Below are 18,841 nucleotides of genomic sequence, written 5' to 3'. Positions count from 1 at the left end.
GGATTACGGCCTGCAGCGCTATGCGACCGACATGCAGACGCTGATCGCGCAACTGCACGCGCGCAGCCCGCTGCAGACGCTCGACTGGGTAGGCACCAGCATGGGCGGCCTGATCGGCATGCTGCTGGCCAGCGAGTCGCCATTCGCTTCGCCCGTGCCCATCCGGCGCCTGGTGCTCAACGATGTCGGCCCGCGCGTGCAATGGCAGGCGCTGCTGCGCATAGGCGAATATCTGGGCCAGCCGCTGGTCTTCACTTCGCTGCCGCAGGCCGCCGAGGCCCTGCGCCTGATTTCCACGGGCTTCGGCCCGCATACCGAACAGCAGTGGCTGGACCTGACCGCGCCCATGCTCAAGCCGCGCCTCGAAGGCGGGCTGCAGCTGCATTACGACCCCGACATCGCCATGCCTTTCCAGGCGATGAATCCCGACATGGCGCTCGCTGGCGAGGCCTTGCTGTGGGCCGCCTATGACAGCATTCGCGCGCAGACGCTGCTGATTCGCGGCGAGCAGTCCGACCTGTTGTCGGTCGAGACCGCGCAGGCCATGGTCGAGCGCGGCCCGCGCGCGCGCTGCGTGACGCTGCCGGGCTACGGCCATGCGCCCACGCTGGTCGCCGCGCCGCAGGTGGCACTGGTCGCAGGCTTTCTGTTGCCCGAATGGACGGACGATCAAGAAGACAAGGCGGCCGAGCCCGCGCTGGACAGCGGAGCACGCCCATGAAAAGCGCATTGACGATTGCCCCCTCGGCCGAAGGCACGCCCGCCGGCGGCATCCCCGAAGCCGTGCCGCAGCTGATCAAGGCCACGGCCAGCACCTTGCCCGAACAGGTCGACGCACTGGCGCGCGCGCGCTCCTTTGCCGAGCCGCTGCTGGCCAATGAATGCATGGCCTCGGGTGAAAACACGCTCGCGCACGCCGATGCGGTCGCCGCCATTCTCAAAGGCATAGGCGGCTCGGAGACGATGCAGGCCGCCTGCTATCTGGTGCATGCAAGCTTTCACCTGAACAAGCCGCAGGAAGTGATCTCCAAGGCGTTCGGCGAAAACTTCGCGACGCTGGCGGTCGAAACCACCAAGCTGATGCGCGTGCAGCAGCAGGCGCGCGACGCCGAAGTCACGTCCCAGCATGTCGACGGCGTGGCGGCGCAGACCGAGACCGTGCGCAAGATGCTGCTGGGCTTTTCGCGCGATCTGCGCGTGGTGCTGCTGCGCCTGGCGTCGCGCCTGCAGACGCTGCGCTACTACGCGGCCAGCAAGCACCCGGTCTCGCCGGGCATTGCGCGCGAAGCACTGCATGTGTTCGCGCCGCTGGCCAACCGCCTGGGCATCTGGCAGATCAAATGGGAACTTGAAGACCTGTCGTTCCGCTTTCTCGAGCCCGACACCTACCGCGAGATCGCGCGCCTGCTCGACGAGAAGCGCACCGAGCGCGAAGTCTTCATGGAGCAGCTGCGCGGTCGGCTGGAGAGCGATCTGCGCGGCTACAGCATCAGCGCCACCGTGCAGGGCCGGCCCAAGCATATCTACAGCATCGTCAAGAAGATGCGCGGCAAGTCGCTCGACTTCGATCAGGTGTTCGACATCCGCGCGCTGCGCGTGGTCGTGCCCACCATCAAGGACTGCTACACCGCGCTGTCCTGGGTGCATGAGCGCTTCACGCCCATCGAAGCCGAGTTCGACGACTACATCGCGCGCCCCAAGGCCAACGGCTACCAGTCGCTGCACACCGTCGTGCGCGACGAGAACGGCCGTGCGATCGAAATCCAGATCCGCACCCAGGCGATGCACGACCACGCCGAGCATGGCGTGGCCGCGCACTGGGCCTATAAAGAGGCTGGCTCCAAAGGCTATGCGGGCGTCACCGCGAGCAGCGAGTACGACGCCAAGATCGCGGTATTGCGCCAACTGCTGGCCTGGGGTAACGACCTCGCGGGCACGCCCACGCACCGCGGCCTTTTCGAAGATCGCATCTATGTACTCACGCCCGACGCGGCCGTGATCGAGTTGCCGCAAGGCGCGACACCCGTCGATTTCGCCTATGCGGTGCACACCAGCCTTGGCCACCGCTGCCGCGGCGCGCGCGTCGATGGCGCGATGGTGCCGTTGAACACGGCGCTGCAAAACGGCCAGACGGTGGAGATCACCACCGTCAAGGAAGGCCGGCCGTCGCGCGACTGGCTCAACGCCGACCTCGGCTACCTGACCAGCCACCGCGCGCGCGCCAAGGTGCGCGCCTGGTTCAACGCCCAGGCCACGCATGAAACCGTGGCGCGCGGACGCGAAGCCGTCGAAAAGCTGATGCAGCGCGAAGGCAAGACCGCGATGAAGCTCGACGACCTCGCGGTGCAGCTGGGCTTCAAGTCGGCCGATGCCTTGTTCGAAGTCGTCGGCAAAGATGAATATTCGCTGCGCAACATCGAAGCCGTGCTGCGCCCGCCCGAGCCGGAAGAAGAGGAAGAGGCGTATTCGCCGGTGCGCAAGGCGCGCGGCAGCGACACCGTGCCCAAGGGCGGGGTGCTGGTGGTGGGCATCGACTCGCTGATGACCCAGCTCGCCAAGTGCTGCAAGCCCGCGCCGCCCGATGACATCCGCGGTTTCGTGACGCGCGGCAAGGGCGTGAGCGTGCACCGCCACGACTGCTCGAACTTCCGCGAAATGGCCGCGCGCAACGGCGAGCGCGTCATTGATGTCGCCTGGGGCACGCCCAAGGCGGCCGTGGGCGCGGCGGTCTATCCCGTCGACGTGTCGGTGGAGGCCACCGACCGCCAGGGCCTGCTGCGCGATATCTCCGATGTGTTCGCGCGCGAGAAGACCAATGTGATCGGCGTGCAGACCCAGTCCGTGAAGGGCACGGCCTGGATGACCTTCACTGTAGAGGTCGCCGATTCCGGCCGGCTCAACAAGGTGCTGGGCATCGTGGCCGGCGTTTCGGGCGTGCGTTCGGCGCGCCGGCGGTGAAGAAAATTGGCGCTTTTCGCAAAAAAGTCATGAAGTTCGGGAAAAGGCATTTTTCCCGGTGCTATACTTTATGAATCGAACAACAGGCGCGTAGCTCAGCTGGTTAGAGCACCACCTTGACATGGTGGGGGTCGTTGGTTCGAGTCCAATCGCGCCTACCAACTAACCATTGGTACAAAACCTCTCAGACTAACGGTCTGGGAGGTTTTTTTTTGCCCGGAGTTTGCGCGCTGCCGAAATATCCGGCAGTCCGGGCTGCGCCTGCGATCCCTGCGTTGCATTGTTCGGCAACCTTGCTCCCACAGGCCTTGCGCCGCACGGGCGAATGGACCTGCGCGGCATGAAGATCATCAATAGTGCAATTGCATCATTGATGCTGCATGTGCCATCGTCGAAAATAAAAAAATGCTCCAAGTGAATTGAAAATTCACAGGCATATCGATTACTCCACCTGAAATCGGACGATATATCCATGCCCACGCTTCATAAAAATCCCTTGATTTTTAAAATGCTCGTCATTTCTTCAGCGGCAATAATAGCCGCCTGCGGAGGGGGTGATGAAGATGATAATAAAAATGCGAGTTCGACGTACATCAGCTTTGCCGGAAACAGCAATGGTGAATCCGTTGTGGATGCAAATAACAGATCCGTGAAATTCAGGACCGCCACCCGCTTGATGGAGGTCGATGGCGTGGTTTCCGATGTCCTGGTCGATAACAACAACAACCTGGTGCGTACAGGTACTCAAAACATCGGGAAAGTCCAGCTGGTGGGAAGCACTTCCGGAAAAGCCATTTCCGGCATGGTCGCCACCGACGGCACAATGCTTGCGGTCGAAAGCAAGACGGGGGGCGGCTTGACCCTAGGAAAAAGCAATGTGGTTCCGGCCGATCCCAATGCCGGGACGGCAACGGGCGGCACGGGCAGCACAGGTGGCTCGGGAAGCGTGAGTGCATGTGGCGGTCTGAAATATCCTGGAGATACATCGGATCCACAGACCTATTTCTTCGACGCGATCGCCCAGTTGGATCAATGTCTCTACCGTGCGACAAAAGACAACCGCTATATCACGGACGGAAACAACCAGTGCCGTTCGCTGGATGGACTGCTGCGCGCCACTATTGGAAACTTCACCCCGCTTTTCTGCAACGGTCCGTCGTTGAAGCTTTGATACGTTATTCAGTGATCGGGGTCTTTGATGAATGGCGTTCATGAATGAACGCGCCGAATGAAAGCGCAATGCCGGCGCCATGACTTTGGTGAAGACATCACTCGCCCGCATTGCAAGTTGCGGGTGAGTGGGGGAAGTGTCAAACGGCCGCGGGCCGGGATGGATGAGTGGCGCTATTCGCTGGTTGCAGCGCCAATGCCTATGACGCGGTCAGCAAGCCGCGCACGGCGTTGGCCTTGCTGGCAATGACGGACATGCGGTCGGGGGAGCTTTGCAGATGAGAATACTTCTCGTTTGCTGTAGACTTGGTTGTTTACGCATGTAACACCTTGAACTACAAGTTGATGCAGCGCGACCTTCCCAGCAACCCCAACTTTCCGACTGCGCATGGCCATAGACGCGCTGCCTTCCCCTTTGCTTGCGAGTTTTCGCGCGAACTATCGCGATCTGCTGCGCTATCTTTCGTTGCGCACCGGCAGCTCGGACGAAGCACGCGATCTCGCGCATGACACCTGGCTGCGCGTCGCCGATCTGGTGCGCGCGGGCCGCGAGCCCGTGCTCAAGACCGATGGCGAGGCGCGCGCCTATCTGTTCGCCACCGGGCGCAATCTGCTGATCGATCAGCGCCGGCATGAAAGCGTGGCCAGGCGCCATGCGCAGGGCGCGCCTGCGAGCGCGCCCCAGACCCTGGCGCCCGATGCGGCCGAAGCCGCGATGTACGGCCAGGCCATCGCCGCCGTCGAAACCGCGCTCGCGGGCCTGCCCGAACGCGCGCGTGAAGTGTTTGTGCGCCATCGCGTGCATGGCGAAGACCAGGGCGCACTCGCGCTGGAATACGGCGTCTCGCGCAACATGATAGAGCGCGACATGATGCAGGCCATGGACCGTGTGCAGGCGGCGCTGGAACGCTGGCATGCGGGCGGCGCCCAGGACGAGTCCGCCGCATTGCGCCGCAGCGGCCGTCGGCGTTCGCTGAGTGCGCTCTTGGGTCTCGCGGGTCTGGGCATGGGCGGCGTGGGCGTGGCCGCGGGCTGGCGCTGGTGGCGTCTTGTCATGCCCGAGTGGCAGCAGATGGCCGCCACCGAGAACGGCCAGCGCCTGCGCCTGCCGCTGCCCGATGGCAGCAGCGTGGTGCTCGATGCGCAAAGCCGCGTGCAGATCGCCTATTACACGGCACGCCGCAGCTTGCAGTTGCTCGCGGGCGCGGCTTTCTTCGATGTCGTTGCCGATACGGCCCGGCCTTTTGTGGTCGACGTGGCCGGCGATGCGCGCGCCGACGGCGCGCATGGCAGCGTGCGCATCACCGTGCTCGGCACGCGTTTCGGCATAGAGCGACTGCCGGGCGGCGCCGTGGACGTTCAGGTCGAGAGCGGCCGCGTGCGTGTCGAGCGGCTCGATGCCGAAGGCGGCCTGCGCTCCACGCACGAACTTGCGACCGGTCAGGCCTGGCGTGGAGCGGCAGACGCCGATGCGGGCGAACCGGTGGTCACGCGACTGGGCCATGCGCGCTCGGTGGCCGGATGGCGGCATGGCGTGCTGGCCTTCGACCGCGCGTCACTGGGCGAGACCATAGAGCGACTGCAGCGCTACCTGCCGCATCCGGTGGACGTGGATGCGGCCGCGGCCGCGCTGCGCCTGTCGGGCCAGCTGCGCATCACCCAGGCCGAAGATTTCTTGCGTGCGCTGCCGGGCATCATCCCCGTGCGCTCGCGCCTGATTCAAGAGCGCTGGCGCATAGAACCCAGGGCCTGAGCCGAAAATTTGCCGCCGCCATTCAGGAAGTCGCGGGGCTGGCACGTTGTAGAGGGAAAGCCGTTTTCTTTCCTTCCAACTCCGATATGTACACAACGCTCCCATCTCCTTTCCGGCGCCATGCACTGGCCGCCGCCTTGCTGGGCGCCTGCCTGCAGGTTGCCGCGCAGACCGCCAACTTCGACATTCCGCCCCAACCCCTGGCCGACGCGCTGCAGCAGTTCGCGCGCCAGGCCGGCGTGCAACTGGTGTTCGCGCCCGACGTGGGCGCGGGCCGCACCAGCCGCGCCGTCTCGGGCACGCACGATGCACGCGCCGCGCTGCGCCAGCTGCTGCAGGGCACGGGGCTGGAGATGCGCGTTGACGGCGCGACCTGGACCGTGGCGCGCGCCGCGCAGGGCACGGCGACACTGGGCGAAGTGCGGGTGACGGCGCAGTCCCAGCCCGCGGCAACCACCGAAGGTACAGGCAGCTACACCACAGCATCGATGAGTACGGCCACCAAGCTGCCTTTGTCCATTCGCGAGACGCCGCAGTCGGTTTCCGTCATCACACAGCAGCGCATTGAAGATCAGGGCCTCACTTCGCTCAGCGACGTGATGCAGGCCGCGCCGGGATTCACAGTAACCAAATGGGGCGGCGAGCGCCACCGCTTCCACTCGCGCGGCTTCCAGGTCAACAACCTGATGGTCGACGGGCTGCCGATCACCTATGAGGAGGCGGCGTTGTCCACAGGCGCGATGTCCCTTTACGACCGGGTGGAGGTGTTGCGCGGCACATCGGGCTTGACCGAGGGGGCGGGCACGCCGGGCGGGTCGATCAACCTAGTGCGCAAGCGCCCGACCCAGACGTTTCAGGGCACGGCCACGCTCGGCGCGGGCAGCTGGAGCAACGCCAGTGGCTCGCTGGATCTGAGCGGGCCGTTGAACGAGGCAGGTACGCTGCGCGGGCGCACGGTGCTGAGCCATCAGGACAAGCAGTCTTTCATCGAGGATTACCGCAACAAGCGCACGCTGCTGTACGGCATCCTTGAAGCCGATGTTCGCCCGGACACCCGGGTGAGCCTGGGCGCTTCCTACAGCAACGAGGACAATCCCGGCGTCGACTGGAATGGCATAGGCACCGCGCCGGACGGGAGCTTTCTGCCGATTGCGCGTTCCACGCGCATGAGCCCGAGCTGGTCGTTCTGGAACAAGCGCAGTACAACCGTGTTCGCTGATCTCGAGCATCGGCTGAACAATGGCTGGACGGCCAAGCTGGCGGCGACGGCCATCGACAGCAAGACCGGCATGCTCGGCACCTATCTGCGCTCAGTGACCATGGACGGCAGCGGCCAGCCGCTGGCCGTGCTGGGCGGCGGGGCCTACGACTACGACCGCACCCAGCGCAGCATCGACGGCATGCTGACCGGCACTTTCGACGCCTGGGGCCGCACGCATGACGTGGTGGTGGGCGCAAGCCATCGCCGCAGCCGCGTGCGCGATGTGGGCGGCGCTGCGACCGTGAATGGCGATTTCGCCATCGGCAGCTTCAATCCGCTGGCCTGGGATCCCGGCAGCATTGCGCGCCCCACGATCGGTGAATTCGGCTCGTGGCAGCGCAACGCCGACACGGAGCAAAGCAGTCTCTACGCCACCACGCGGCTGGCCGTTGCCGATGCCACCCGACTGATCGTGGGCGGCCGGCTGGACTGGTACGAAGGCAACCAGGTGCAGTACGACGGCGACTGGCCCTATGGCGAGACGAAAGACAAGGCCACGCGCAAGTTCACACCTTATGCGGGCCTTGTGCATGAACTCAATGGCACCTATTCGCTGTATGCGAGCTGGACGCGCATCTTCAATCCGCAAAGCTACAACACCGCCAATGGCGGTGCGCTGCCGCCGCAGACCGGCACCAACTTGGAAGCGGGCATCAAGGGAGCCTATTGGGACGGCCGTCTGAATGCCAGCGCAGCGGTGTTCCAGATTGATCTGGACAATCTGCCGGATGCCTTGCCGGCATCCGCATGCGTCTCGGGAATCTCAAGCTGCTTCCAGTCCGCAGGCAAAGTGCGCAGCCGCGGGGTGGAGTTCGAGCTGGGCGGCGAGGTAGCGCGCGGCTGGCAGATGGCCGCCAGCTATACCTATGCCTCGGCCAAACGGGTTGCCGCCTCGTCGGGTTACGACCCCATCGGCAGCTACACTGTCGGCGACCGCTACGCCACCAACATTCCCACGCATCTGTTCAAGCTGGCCACCAGCTACCGTTTGCCGGGCGAACTCCATCGCTGGAAAGTTGGCGGCACGCTGCATTTGCAGAACAATATATACAGTCCCTGGAGCGTGCAGCAGGGCGGGTATGCGATCGCGGGCTTGCAGGCCAGCTATGCGGCCAGCCAGAACTGGGATCTGAGCCTGAACGTGAACAATCTGTTCGATCGTCATTACTACAGCGGCATTGCCGATCCCACAGGCTCGAACTTCATCGGCGACCCGCGCAACGTCCTGCTGACCGCGCGTTACCGGTTCTGAACGCGGGCATCACGGTCGGCAGGTAGCCCGCGGCCGTGATGTTAGGGGCACGGGGCAGTGCGTCTGGCAGCCCTGAATGTGAATCGCGGAATTGCGATCAATTCGCATTTGCATCCTATAATCCTGCGATTCCAGTCACCTCCCGCCACCGTCTGCCTTGGCCACCGCGCGGGCTATGGGTTCGATCCGTGCTTGAGCGCTATTACCGAGAACTGCTGAACTTCCTGTCGCGCAAGGTGGCCGACCGCAGCGTCGCGGCCGACCTGACGCAGGAGGCGTATACGCGCATCTATGCGGCCCAGGCGTCGGGCATGGCCGTCAATGACGGGCGTGCCTTGCTCTACCAGACGGCGCGCAATCTCGTCATTGATCACCACCGCCATGCGAGCGTGCGCGAGGGGGTGGAAATGCCCTCGGCGGACGACGGCGCGGACGATGCCGCGGGCCCTGTGGCACTCGAGCCCGACAAGGCGCTGGCGTCGCAGCAGGGCGTGCTGGCGCTGGTCGCGGCCATCGACCAGCTTCCGCTGCGCTGCCGCGAGGCGTTCATGCTCAACCGCTTCGAAGGCCTGACGTATCCCGAGGTCGCGCTGCGCATGGGAATTTCGGTCAAGGCCGTCGAGCAGCACATCAAGCACGCGCTCGATGCCTGCGAGCGCAGCCGTATCGGCGGCGATGCCGAGCCTGCCGCAGTGCGCAGGAAACTGCATCGGTCCAGGCATGATTGAGCCGCTTGCGTTTCGCGCAGGCAAGCTGGGGTATCCGGTCTTTCGCGCGTCTACCCCTATAAGAGCATTCCTTCCATGAGCCCACTTCCATCACCTGACGTCAATGGTTCGCCAGCGCGCGATCAAGCGCTGGAATGGTTCGTGCGTCGGCGCGACCAGGGCCTGGACGCGCAGGAGGAGCAGCGCTTTCAGGCCTGGCTGGCCGCGGATCCCGCAAACGGCAAGGCCTTCGAGAGTTGGCAGGCCGAATGGGCGGGCTTCGATGCCATCCCGGCCGAAATGAAAGCGCTGCTGCAGCGCAACCTGGCCTATGACCAGGCGATGGCCGCAGCCAGCGCAGCGGGCAGGGCGCGCGCGGCTGCGCCAGCGCACAACCCTGCACGCCGCCGCATTCTGGCGCCGGCGCTGGCCGCGGCCGTGGTGGCTGTCACGGGCGGCGCAGGCTTTCTGGCATGGCAGGCGACGCCGACCTACACCCAGTCGCTGGCCTCGCAGCGCGGCCAGCAGCGCGAAGCGATGCTGCCCGACGGCACGCGGCTGCGCCTGGACACCGCGACGCGTGTCGAAGTGCGCTATTACCGCCAGCGCCGCGAAGTCCGGTTGCTCGAAGGCCAGGCGCTGTTCACCGTGTCGGCCAACCCCGAGCAGCCTTTTGATGTGCTGGCGGGGCACACGCGCGTGACCGTCGTCGGCACGCGTTTTTCCGTGCGCTATACGCCGGAGATCGCCGGGCAGGATGGCGTGCGCGTGGCCGTGGAAGAGGGCCGCGTGCGCGTGGCGCGCGCTGACGCCCAGGACGCGGCCATGCTGTCGGCCGGGCAGCAGGTGGTCAGCGATGGCGCCGGCGTGCCGGGCACGGTCAGGCCTGTTGCAGCCGCCGATGTCGCGCCCTGGCGCAACCAGCGCGTGATTTTCGACGGCATGCGGCTGGACCAGGCTCTGGCCGAGCTGGGCCGCTACCGCGATGTGCCGCTGGTCATTCGCGACCCCGCGGTGGCCGCGCTGCGCGTCACGGGCGTGTTCGATCCGCTCGACATCACGACTTTCCAGCAGGTGCTGCCTTCATCGCTGCCGGTGCGGCTGCAGGCCAGTGGCGCCAAGGACCAGGAAATCCTGCTGCGCTGAGCGCATGAAAATTTTGCGATCGGGCTAGGGTATCCGGCGCGAGCTCCGTCTTCATGAGTAAGAACCATTCGCTTTTACTTTCGGAGAATCCTGATGCCTCTTTTCCCCCTGCGGCCCCTGCCACTGGCCTTGGCGGCCGCAATGGCTCTTGCTGGAGTTTCGCTGCATGCCCAGGAAAGCAGCGCTGCGTTGCCGACGGCCGCCGTGACGTTCAACATTGCCGCCCAGCCGCTGAGCCAGGCGCTGCGCGACTGGGCCTTGCAGACGCGCCAGCAACTGATCGTCCAGCCGGCGCTGGTCGACGGCAAGATGGCGCCCGCGCTGTCGGGCCAACTGACGCCCCAGCAGGCGCTGGACCGCCTGCTGTCGGGCAGCGGCCTGGTGGCGGCGGCCGTCGGCAACGCGATCGTCATCAAGGCCGCGCCCCCGGCTGCAGGCGCCGCGAGTTTGCCGGTCGTGACGGTGGCCGCGGCCGCTTCGGCCGAAAGCCGCGCCACCACCGAAGGCCTGCCTGAATACGCCACGCGTGCGACCACCATCGGTCTGGGCGAGCACTCATTGCGCGAAACACCGAACTCGGTCAGCGTCATCACCCGCCAGCGCATCGACGACCAGAACTTTCTGAACATCGAGGATGCGATGCGGTACTCGACCGCATCGAAAGTGACGACTTACGGCACCAGCCGCTTCCAGGTCGAATCGCGCGGCTACTCGATAGACCGCTATCAGACCGACGGCATCTCGTCTTCATCGCAACTCATCGAAGGCAGTTTCGGTCTGGCGATGGTGGATCGCATCGAAGTCTGGCGCGGCCCGGCGGGGCTGCTGCAGGGCGCGGGCGATCCCGGCGGCACCATCAACTTCGTGCGCAAGCGCGCGCAAAACACCTTCGGCTTCAATGCCAAGGTTGCTGCCGGCACCTGGGACAACTACTACGCCGAGGCCGACCTGACGGGCCCGCTCGACAGCGAAGGCCGGCTGCGCGGGCGGCTGGTCGCGGCCTACCAGGACCGCGACTATTTCACCGACCACACGTTCACGCGCCAACCGCTGTTCTATGGCACGCTCGAATACGACTTCGGCCCCGACACCACGCTGTCGGTAGGCCACAGCGCGCAGCGCACGCGCTACCGGCCGTTCTACGGGCTGCCGGCCTATGCCGCTGGTGGCCTGCCTGACGTGGCGCGCTCCACCTATCTGGGTTCGCTGTGGAGTCTCAATGGCCAGACCATTCAGCGCAGCTTCGCCGAACTCGAGCACCGGCTCGACGGCGGCGGCAAGGCCGTGCTCAGCGCCAGCTACCTGGACCGTGCCAAATGGAGCACGGCCACCTGGGTCAACAGCCGGGTCGATCCCAGTTCGGGCAACGTCACCGTGCGCCCGTATTTCGACACCATAGATGAACAGGAAACCAACCTCCAGGGCGTTCTTACGCTGCCCACGCAATGGAGGGGCTTGCCGCAGGAGTTTGTGCTCGGTGCGAGCTACCAGCGCTTGCGCTGGGAGAACGCCTACAACGCGCCTACGTACGGCCGCAACGACTTCGTGCAGAACGTGTTCGCGCCCAACCCCGACGTGCCTTGGCATGACGAAACGCTGGCGACCACCGGAAAGACCGATACCCGCCAGCAGGCGATTTTCGGCCAGGCGCGCATCCGTCCCTGGCAATCGCTGGTGCTGCTCGCGGGTGCGCGCGCCACATGGTACGAGAACCGCAATCTGCTGGACCGTGCCAACGACAGCGAGATCAACGGCAAGGTCGTGCCCTATGCCGGGGCAATCTATGAACTCACTCCGCAGTGGTCGGTCTACGGCAGCTACAGCAGCATCTTCAACCCGCAGACATCGCGCGACCGCAGCGACGCCTACCTGGAGCCGCGCAAGGGCAACCAGATCGAGGCCGGATTCAAGGGCGAACACCTGGACGGCCGGCTGCAGAGCAGCTTCAGCGTCTATCGCATCGAGGACGTGAACCGCGCGATGATGGACCCCGACTTCCCCGATGCGTCCATTGCCGCCGGCAAGGTGCGCAGCCAGGGCCTGGAAGCGGAAGTCACCGGCCGCCTCTCGCCGCGCTGGAATCTCACCGCGGGCTATGGCTACAACACGACCAAGTATCTGGAGGCAGAGCCCGACATGCAGGGCAAGGCGTTCACCACGTTCTACCCGCGCCACCTGTTCTCGCTGTGGAGCGACTGGCGTTTGGACGGCGGCTGGAGCGTGGGCGCGGGTGCGCGCCTGCGCAGCGCAATCTATGCCGAAAGCGGCGCCGTGCGCTGGACTTCCGGCGGCATGGCCGTCTTTGCCTTGCAGGGCGGTTACCAGATCAACCCCAGGACCAGGCTCACGGTCACGGTCAACAACCTGTTTGACCGCAAGTATTGGGAGCGTGTGCAGGGCGGCTCGCGCCAGAACCACTTCGGCGAGCCGCGCAACGTGCTGGCCACGCTGTCCTATAAGTACTGACGCCGGCTATCGGCAGACGCGATACGGCCCGCTGTCGAAATGGAAGTGGTCGGCGTGCGCCTGGTTGTAGTCGGGGCCCAGCGCGCCGTCGAACAGGCCGCAGGCGCCCTGGTGCACTGCGCGCAGGAAGGTGGCGGCCGCAGCGTCGCCGCTCCATTGGCGCAGTACGCTGATGCGCCGGCCGTCGGCGAGCACAAAGCCCGCGATGTCGAGCGCGTCGGCGGTCGCGTGCTGGCTGCGGCTGCCGGCTTCTCTTCCATACACATTGCGGCAGGCGTAGCTGCCCAGGTGCTCGAGCCGGCGCACTTCGGTGCCCAGCGCTGCCTGCGCCGCGGGCTGCAGCACATGGCGCTCCCACAGGGCCAGTGACGCGGCGGCCGGGCAGCTCAAGGTGAATTGCGCGCCCACGGCCACCGATGTCTGGCGCACCTGGATGGCGTTGCGAAAGCCGCAGTCCGGGCCGGTCTCGCGGTCGGGAACGGCCTCGAAGCGCCAGGGCGTGCTGGACATGAATGCCTGGCAGGCCGCGGGTTCGGACTTGAAGCGCTGCAGTTTGAGGTGCGTGAGCCAGTCGGGTGCGGCTTCATAGGCCAGCGGCGCCCAGGGGTTGAGGTGGTCTGGCAGCGTCCAGTAGCGGCCGTGTGACCAAAAACCGATTCCCAGGAAAAGCAACAAGGCGGCAACAAATTTCATCCGCCCCATCATCCGCGATGCAGCGCCGGCGCGGCGCAGCATGCGGCCCGATCCTACAGCCGGTCTCTCCCGATTTATTTTTTCATGGGCCTGCCCTCTGATGTCGACAAGGCCGCTACTGTATGGATGGCACATCTTGAAGTAAACGCTTGTAACAATTGTGCTAAATGAATGAGAATCCATTGCATGTTGGGTCTTTCTTCAAAGAACAATGCAAAAGCCCGTTGGATCATTCTTTCAAGCCTTGGTGCGAAACGTTGCCAAGCTCGTGCTGGTGGTGAGCGTTGTATCGCTCGCGTGCACCGCATGGCTGGCGATCTCCAACACCCAGGAAGATGCGCGGCACGACCTGCTGCATTCGCTGGATCGATCCGTCGAGCGGCTGCGCATGCTGATCAACGCAACCGAGATGACGGCCGCCTCCGTGGAGCGCATTGCCCGCACCTCGGAAGCGTCCACCGACGCAGCGGCGCTGCGACCCGCGCTGGAGAAGGCGCTGGCGGCATTCGAGCAGCGACCCGAGTTGAGCTATCTCGGGCTGGTGCTGGCCAAGTACGGCGAGTATGGCAACCTGGAGCGCACTGCGGACGGTCGCATCCTGTTGTGGCTGCATCCGGGATCACGGCCCGGCAATGCGCTCACGCAGAACTTTCTGCTGACAGACAAGGGTTTTGCGCCGCACGGGAAGCAGCCCACGGGCGGATATGACGCCAGGCGCAGGCCTTTCTACCAGGCGGCGCTGGAGGGGCCGGAAGAGGGCGTATGGCTGCCTTCCTATCGATGGATATTGCACAACGCCGACAGCACGCCGCTTTGGGGGTTCAGCTACGTCAAGGCCTTGCGTGATCCCCAAGGTCAGTTGCTCGGCGTGCTCGATGTCGACTTCGATCTGCCAGCGCTCAACCGCTTTCTGGGCTCGCTGGCCGCGGAATATGGGGTGCAACTGCAGATTGTCGAGCGCGGCGAGACGCCCCGGCTGATCGGCGGCGCAGGCATGGCCACCGAGCCGCTGGACGTTCCAGAGGCATTGGCTGCGGCGTTGAATCAGGGCAGCGCCGAAGTCCGCAAGCTGCGCTGGTCCGAGTCGGATCATTGGGCGGCGACCCGGACGATGGAGCTCAAGGGCGGGCGGCAATGGACGGTGATCGCCACCCGGCCGGCGCATCTGATCAATGCGCCGCTGCACCACCAGCTGTACCAAATGGCCGGCATGGCGGTGGTCATGGCGCTGGGATTGATGCTGGTCGCGGCGCGGATGGCGCGCCAGATCGGCCGGCCGCTGGCCGAGCTGGAGCAAAGCGTGGAGCGCGCGGGTGAATCTGGTACGGCGCAGGCGCTGGTGCTTGCGCCGTCCTTTGGTCAATACAAGGAAACGCAGCGCCTGGGCGAGGCACTGGTGCGCATGGCGACCGCCATACGCTTGCGCGAAACGCAACTGGCCGCGCAGACCTTGGAGCTGCTGGAGTCCAAGGAGCAGCAGGTCGCGGCGCTGGCGCTGAAAGGCGGAATTTTCGAAGCCACGGAAACGGCGATTGTCAGCTTCGATGCCAGCGACCGCATCATCGAATGGAATGGCGGTGCCGAGCGGCTGTTCGGTTGCGGCCGGCAGCAGGCGCTCGGGCGTGCCCTTCATGAGGTGATCGTCACTCCCGCAGGACCTTTGAGTTGGCAGGGCATTCTTGCCGCCAAGGAGGCATGCCTGCACCCGCTCGAAGGTGCCGCCGGCATCTTCGATGCCGAGATGCGCAGCGTCGTGACCCATCAAAAAGGCCAATTGATCCACACCTTGATCATCAACGATGTGTCGACGCGCCAGCAGGCCAAGCGGCGTCTGCTCCAGGAACGAGACTACGGCGATGCCGTGCTCAACAGCCTGCCCGGCGTCTTCTACCACTGCGATGAGAATGGGCGCCTGCAGCGCTGGAACCGCAATTTCGAACGCATGACCGGAATGAGCGCCGAGCAATTGGCGGGCATAGAGCTGACGCGGCTGATGCCCGTCGATGAACAAGCGCGCACCGCGGCAAAGATTGCCGAAGTGCTGGCCAACGGCATGGCCCACTTTGAAGCCAGCTACGCATTGCCCGGGGGCAAACGCGTGCCGTGCCTGTTCACCGGCGTGCGTTTCGTGCACGAGGGCGTGCGCGGCTTCGTGGGCCTGGGCAGCGACATTTCGCAGCGCAAGCGCGCGGAGCGGCGCCTGCGCCATCTGGCAACGCACGACGCGCTCACCGATCTGCCCAACCGCCACCTGCTGCAGGAAAGACTCAAGCGCTTGATAGCGCAGGCGAAAATCTCCGGCCGGACGATTGCGGTGCTGCTGCTCGACCTGGACCGTTTCAAGGTGGTCAACGATGCCTACGGTCATCCGTTCGGCGATGAAGTCATCAAGGCCATCAGCGCGCGGCTGGTGGCGACGCTGGCCGACGGCCACACCGTGGCGCGCCACGGCGGCGATGAATTCCTGATCCTTCTCGACGACCTGGATGGCGTCAGTCAGGCGCATGCGATCGCGCAGGACATCATTGCCTGCATCCGCCCGCCGCTGCTGCTGCAAGGGCGCGAAATTCACCTCTCGGTCAGCGTCGGCGTGAGCTCATTTCCCCAGGATGGCCTGGACTCGGAGACGCTGATAAAGCACGCCGATCAGGCGATGTACCGCGCCAAGCACAGCGGCCGCAACACCTACGCCAGCTTCGATCCCGAAATGGACGAGCAGATGCAGGAGCGCGTCAACCTGGAAACGCTGTTGCGCCTGGCACCGGCCGCGGGACAGCTGCGCCTGGCCTATCAGCCCAAGGTGAACCTTCACAGCGGCGAAATCATAGGCTGCGAGGCGCTGGTGCGCTGGCACCATCCACAGCTCGGGATCATTCCTCCGGGCAAGTTCATTCCCGTGGCCGAAGAGTCGGGCTTGATCGTGCCGATCAGCGACTGGGTGCTGCGCACGGCCTGCACCCAGGCCAAATTGTGGTCGGACGCGGGCTTTCCGCGCATTCCGGTGGCGGTGAACATTTCCGCCGGCCAGTTGCTGCAGCAGGACCTGTCGGTCTGGGCACTCGACATGCTCGAGGAAACCGGGCTGGCGCCCGATCTGCTGGAGCTGGAGCTGACCGAAAGCCTGATTGCCCAGGATGTGGAACGCATGACCGCGAACTTCGACCGGCTCAAGGCCGCGGGCGTCAAGCTGTCGATCGATGATTTCGGCACCGGCTATTCCAACCTGAGCTATCTGAAGAACTTTCACGTCGACACCTTGAAGATCGATCAGTCCTTCGTGCAGAACATGCTCGACAAGGTGGACGACGAAACCATAGTGCGCGCCGTCATCACGCTGGCGCACAACCTGCGGCTCAAGGTCATCGCGGAAGGCGTGGAAACCGAGGAGCATTGCCGCATGCTGCGCGCGCACCAGTGCGATGAAATCCAGGGCTACTACTTCAGCAAGCCGGTCTCGGCGCAGGAGTTCGAGGAAATCATCCGGCAGGGGCGCAGGCTCAGGATCACAGGCGTGGAGCAGGACGGCATCGCGCTGGTCGATCTCGCGTCGCTCTGACTGATTGCCGTACGGGCGCGCGTTTCTCAACTGCCTTGGCTCGGCATTGCCGCGTGCGCCCAGCCGGTTGCTACAATGCGAACGGTTTTCATTCAGCTGTGTCGTATCAGCCTGCAACCAGGCCCGGCGATCCGCGCCAGGAATGCAACTTTCCTGATCGTTGGCATACCCGTGCGTCCATGCTTATTTCCCCAATTTTCGCTATCGGCAGGTTCGCGATGCTTGTGGCTCCCGAGCCGTGAAACGCGCACCTCACTCCTCGGCGCCGGTCGAGCCCGCACCGCTGACCGCGCTCTACCAACGCTGGCGCAGGCCGCTGGTGCGGCTGCTGCAAGGGCGCTTCGGCACGCGCGCCGATGCCGAGGATGCGACGCAGCAGGTGTTCACGCAGATGGCGGCCTCGGGCAAGCGCCCCGAGGCCGGCAAGGAGCCGGCCTATCTCAGTCGTTCGGCCCGCCACCTGGCCATCGATGATTGGCGCAGAAGCGGCAAGGGCCTGGCCATCGATACGGTGTCCATCGACGCCGCCGATGATGAAGTGGGCGCGCTCGCGGCCGGCGATGAACACGACCCCGCGCTGCGCGCCGAGCACCGCCAGCGCCTGGCGCGGCTCGATGAGGCGCTGAACGAACTGCCCGAGCGCCAGCGCCAGGCGTTCACGCTCAACGTGCTCGACGGCCTGACGCAGCAGGAGGTGGCTGCGCAGATGGACATCTCGCTGCGCATGGTCTCCAAGCACATCAGCCGGGCCTATGCATACTGCGAACTGCGGCTGCAATATGGCAGCCTTGAACAGATGCAGCGCCTGCGCGCCGATGACCCTCACGAAAATGACCGCGCGCCAGACAGCGGCACATCCCCATGAACAAGAGCTTGCCACCCGGCATGGCGCCGGACACTTTGGTCGACCTGCACGAAGCTGCCGCCGACTGGTTCACGCGCCGGCAGGAGCCGACCTGGACCGGCGCCGACGAACGCGCGCTCGACGCCTGGTTGCAGGCCGACGCGCAGCACCGCGCCATCTTCGACAGCATGGGGCGCACGCGCCAGCTGTTCGGGCAGTTGAAGGACTTGCGCACGCAGACCGCGGCCACGGTGTCCGCCACTGCGCCCGCGCCGCGCCGCGGCCGGTGGATCGGCATGGCCCGCAGTCCGGCGTTCGCGCCGGCCCTGGCCGCCATGTTCGCCTTGGTGCTGGGCGGAGGCTGGTATGCCTGGGACCACACTCCGCGCTATCGCCTCGACGTGACCACGGCCCCGGGCGAAACCCGTCTGGTCGATCTGCCCGACGGCACGCGCATTGCGCTCAACTTCGCGACGACCTTGCAAGTGCGCTATTACCCGCGCCGACGCGAAGCGGTGCTGGACCAGGGCGAAGCTTTCTTCCAGGTGGCCGCCGATGCCGCCAAGCCGTTCACCGTTGATTCGGGGGCCAGCCAGGTCAAGGTGGTGGGCACGGCGTTCAACGTGCGCGCCGCGCCGCCGCGGCTGGTCGTGAAAGTGCTTGAAGGCAAGGTGCAGGTGCAGGCCGATCGCGCCCGGCCATCGGTGCTGGCGCTGGGCGCGGGCATGGGCGTCGCCATAGACCCCGCGACGGGGCGCGAGGTTTCCCTCGCCGCGCAGGCCGATACCGTGGGCGACTGGCGCAGCGGCCAGCTGCGTTTCAGGCGCACGCCGCTGGAAGAGGTGGCCCAGGAAGTGGCGCGCTATCTGGGCCAGCCGGTCACGCTGGCGAGTGCCGATCTGGCCGGGCTGCCCGTCTCGGCGTTTTTCGGCACGGCCGCGCCCGAGGCATTTCTGCAGCTGCTGCCCGATCTCGTCGCGGTGCGCGTGCAGCGCCAGCCCGCAGGCGGCTGGGTGATTTCCAGGCGCTGATGCG

The 18,841-nt window shown here is 65.3% G+C and carries 12 protein-coding genes and 1 tRNA gene; 12 read left to right on the top strand and 1 reads right to left on the bottom strand.

Annotated elements, in window-relative coordinates; all coding sequences use genetic code 11:
* The 9 genes from KHY18_RS17970 to KHY18_RS17930 form a co-directional block, all read left to right on the top strand.
* The coding region (locus KHY18_RS17970; protein WP_213302903.1) for an alpha/beta fold hydrolase at nucleotides 1-721 on the top strand (721 nt) is incomplete at its 5' end.
* Nucleotides 718-2,958: a RelA/SpoT family protein gene (locus KHY18_RS17965; protein WP_213302901.1), complete on the top strand. Its 2,241-nt coding sequence runs from the start codon at nucleotides 718-720 to the stop codon at nucleotides 2,956-2,958. The genes KHY18_RS17970 and KHY18_RS17965, both read left to right, overlap by 4 nt.
* An 84-nt stretch (nucleotides 2,959-3,042) precedes the next feature.
* Nucleotides 3,043-3,119: transfer RNA gene (locus tag KHY18_RS17960), tRNA-Val, on the top strand.
* A 311-nt stretch (nucleotides 3,120-3,430) separates the two neighbouring features.
* Complete coding sequence (locus KHY18_RS17955; RefSeq protein WP_213302899.1) at nucleotides 3,431-4,129, top strand: hypothetical protein; 699 nt, start codon at nucleotides 3,431-3,433, stop codon at nucleotides 4,127-4,129.
* 387 nt (nucleotides 4,130-4,516) lie between these two features.
* Complete coding sequence (locus KHY18_RS17950) at nucleotides 4,517-5,881, top strand: sigma-70 family RNA polymerase sigma factor (protein ID WP_213302897.1); 1,365 nt, start codon at nucleotides 4,517-4,519, stop codon at nucleotides 5,879-5,881.
* An 86-nt stretch (nucleotides 5,882-5,967) separates the two neighbouring features.
* A complete protein-coding gene (locus KHY18_RS17945; protein ID WP_213302894.1) occupies nucleotides 5,968-8,394 on the top strand; it encodes a TonB-dependent siderophore receptor in 2,427 nt (808 codons plus the stop codon).
* Between the two features lie 188 nt (nucleotides 8,395-8,582).
* Nucleotides 8,583-9,122: an RNA polymerase sigma factor gene (locus KHY18_RS17940; RefSeq protein ID WP_213302890.1), complete on the top strand. Its 540-nt coding sequence runs from the start codon at nucleotides 8,583-8,585 to the stop codon at nucleotides 9,120-9,122.
* Nucleotides 9,123-9,197: 75 nt separating this feature from the next.
* Entirely contained in the window at nucleotides 9,198-10,247 is a 1,050-nt protein-coding gene (locus KHY18_RS17935) for a FecR family protein (RefSeq protein ID WP_213302887.1), read from the top strand.
* Nucleotides 10,248-10,340: 93 nt separating this feature from the next.
* Complete coding sequence (locus KHY18_RS17930) at nucleotides 10,341-12,713, top strand: TonB-dependent siderophore receptor (RefSeq protein ID WP_213302884.1); 2,373 nt, start codon at nucleotides 10,341-10,343, stop codon at nucleotides 12,711-12,713.
* Between the two features lie 6 nt (nucleotides 12,714-12,719).
* On the opposite strand, the gene KHY18_RS17925 is transcribed toward KHY18_RS17930, so the two are convergent.
* Nucleotides 12,720-13,406 carry an extensin-like domain-containing protein gene (locus tag KHY18_RS17925; RefSeq protein WP_249729207.1) on the bottom strand — a complete coding sequence of 229 codons (687 nt, stop codon included), beginning with the start codon at nucleotides 13,404-13,406 and terminating at the stop codon, nucleotides 12,720-12,722.
* A gap of 247 nt (nucleotides 13,407-13,653) precedes the next feature.
* On the opposite strand from KHY18_RS17925, the gene KHY18_RS17920 reads away from it, so the two are divergent.
* The 3 genes from KHY18_RS17920 to KHY18_RS17910 all read left to right on the top strand — a co-directional run bounded on the left by KHY18_RS17920 (nucleotide 13,654) and on the right by KHY18_RS17910 (nucleotide 18,837).
* Nucleotides 13,654-16,962 carry a bifunctional diguanylate cyclase/phosphodiesterase gene (locus KHY18_RS17920; RefSeq protein ID WP_213302881.1) on the top strand — a complete coding sequence of 1,103 codons (3,309 nt, stop codon included), beginning with the start codon at nucleotides 13,654-13,656 and terminating at the stop codon, nucleotides 16,960-16,962.
* A 238-nt stretch (nucleotides 16,963-17,200) separates the two neighbouring features.
* Nucleotides 17,201-17,827: an RNA polymerase sigma factor gene (locus KHY18_RS17915; RefSeq protein ID WP_213302878.1), complete on the top strand. Its 627-nt coding sequence runs from the start codon at nucleotides 17,201-17,203 to the stop codon at nucleotides 17,825-17,827.
* A complete protein-coding gene (locus KHY18_RS17910; protein ID WP_213302875.1) occupies nucleotides 17,824-18,837 on the top strand; it encodes a FecR family protein in 1,014 nt (337 codons plus the stop codon). Before KHY18_RS17915 ends, KHY18_RS17910 begins: the two co-directional genes overlap by 4 nt.
* The last annotated feature ends 4 nt before the right edge of the window (nucleotides 18,838-18,841 follow it).

Source organism: Acidovorax sp. CCYZU-2555, assembly GCF_018413525.1.
Lineage (GTDB): Bacteria > Pseudomonadota > Gammaproteobacteria > Burkholderiales > Burkholderiaceae_C > Comamonas.
This window is presented reverse-complemented; position numbering and strand designations above follow the sequence as displayed.

Excerpts from the sequence above, each read along its gene's own strand:
- KHY18_RS17935 (WP_213302887.1), top strand. The coding sequence starts at position 9,198 with ATGAGCCCACTTCCATCACCTGACGTCAATGGTTCGCCAGCGCGCGAT.
- KHY18_RS17925 (WP_249729207.1), bottom strand. The coding sequence starts at position 13,406 with ATGAAATTTGTTGCCGCCTTGTTGCTTTTCCTGGGAATCGGTTTTTGG.
- KHY18_RS17930 (WP_213302884.1), top strand. The coding sequence starts at position 10,341 with ATGCCTCTTTTCCCCCTGCGGCCCCTGCCACTGGCCTTGGCGGCCGCA.
- KHY18_RS17950 (WP_213302897.1), top strand. The coding sequence starts at position 4,517 with ATGGCCATAGACGCGCTGCCTTCCCCTTTGCTTGCGAGTTTTCGCGCG.
- KHY18_RS17945 (WP_213302894.1), top strand. The coding sequence starts at position 5,968 with ATGTACACAACGCTCCCATCTCCTTTCCGGCGCCATGCACTGGCCGCC.
- KHY18_RS17965 (WP_213302901.1), top strand. The coding sequence starts at position 718 with ATGAAAAGCGCATTGACGATTGCCCCCTCGGCCGAAGGCACGCCCGCC.
- KHY18_RS17910 (WP_213302875.1), top strand. The coding sequence starts at position 17,824 with ATGAACAAGAGCTTGCCACCCGGCATGGCGCCGGACACTTTGGTCGAC.
- KHY18_RS17955 (WP_213302899.1), top strand. The coding sequence starts at position 3,431 with ATGCCCACGCTTCATAAAAATCCCTTGATTTTTAAAATGCTCGTCATT.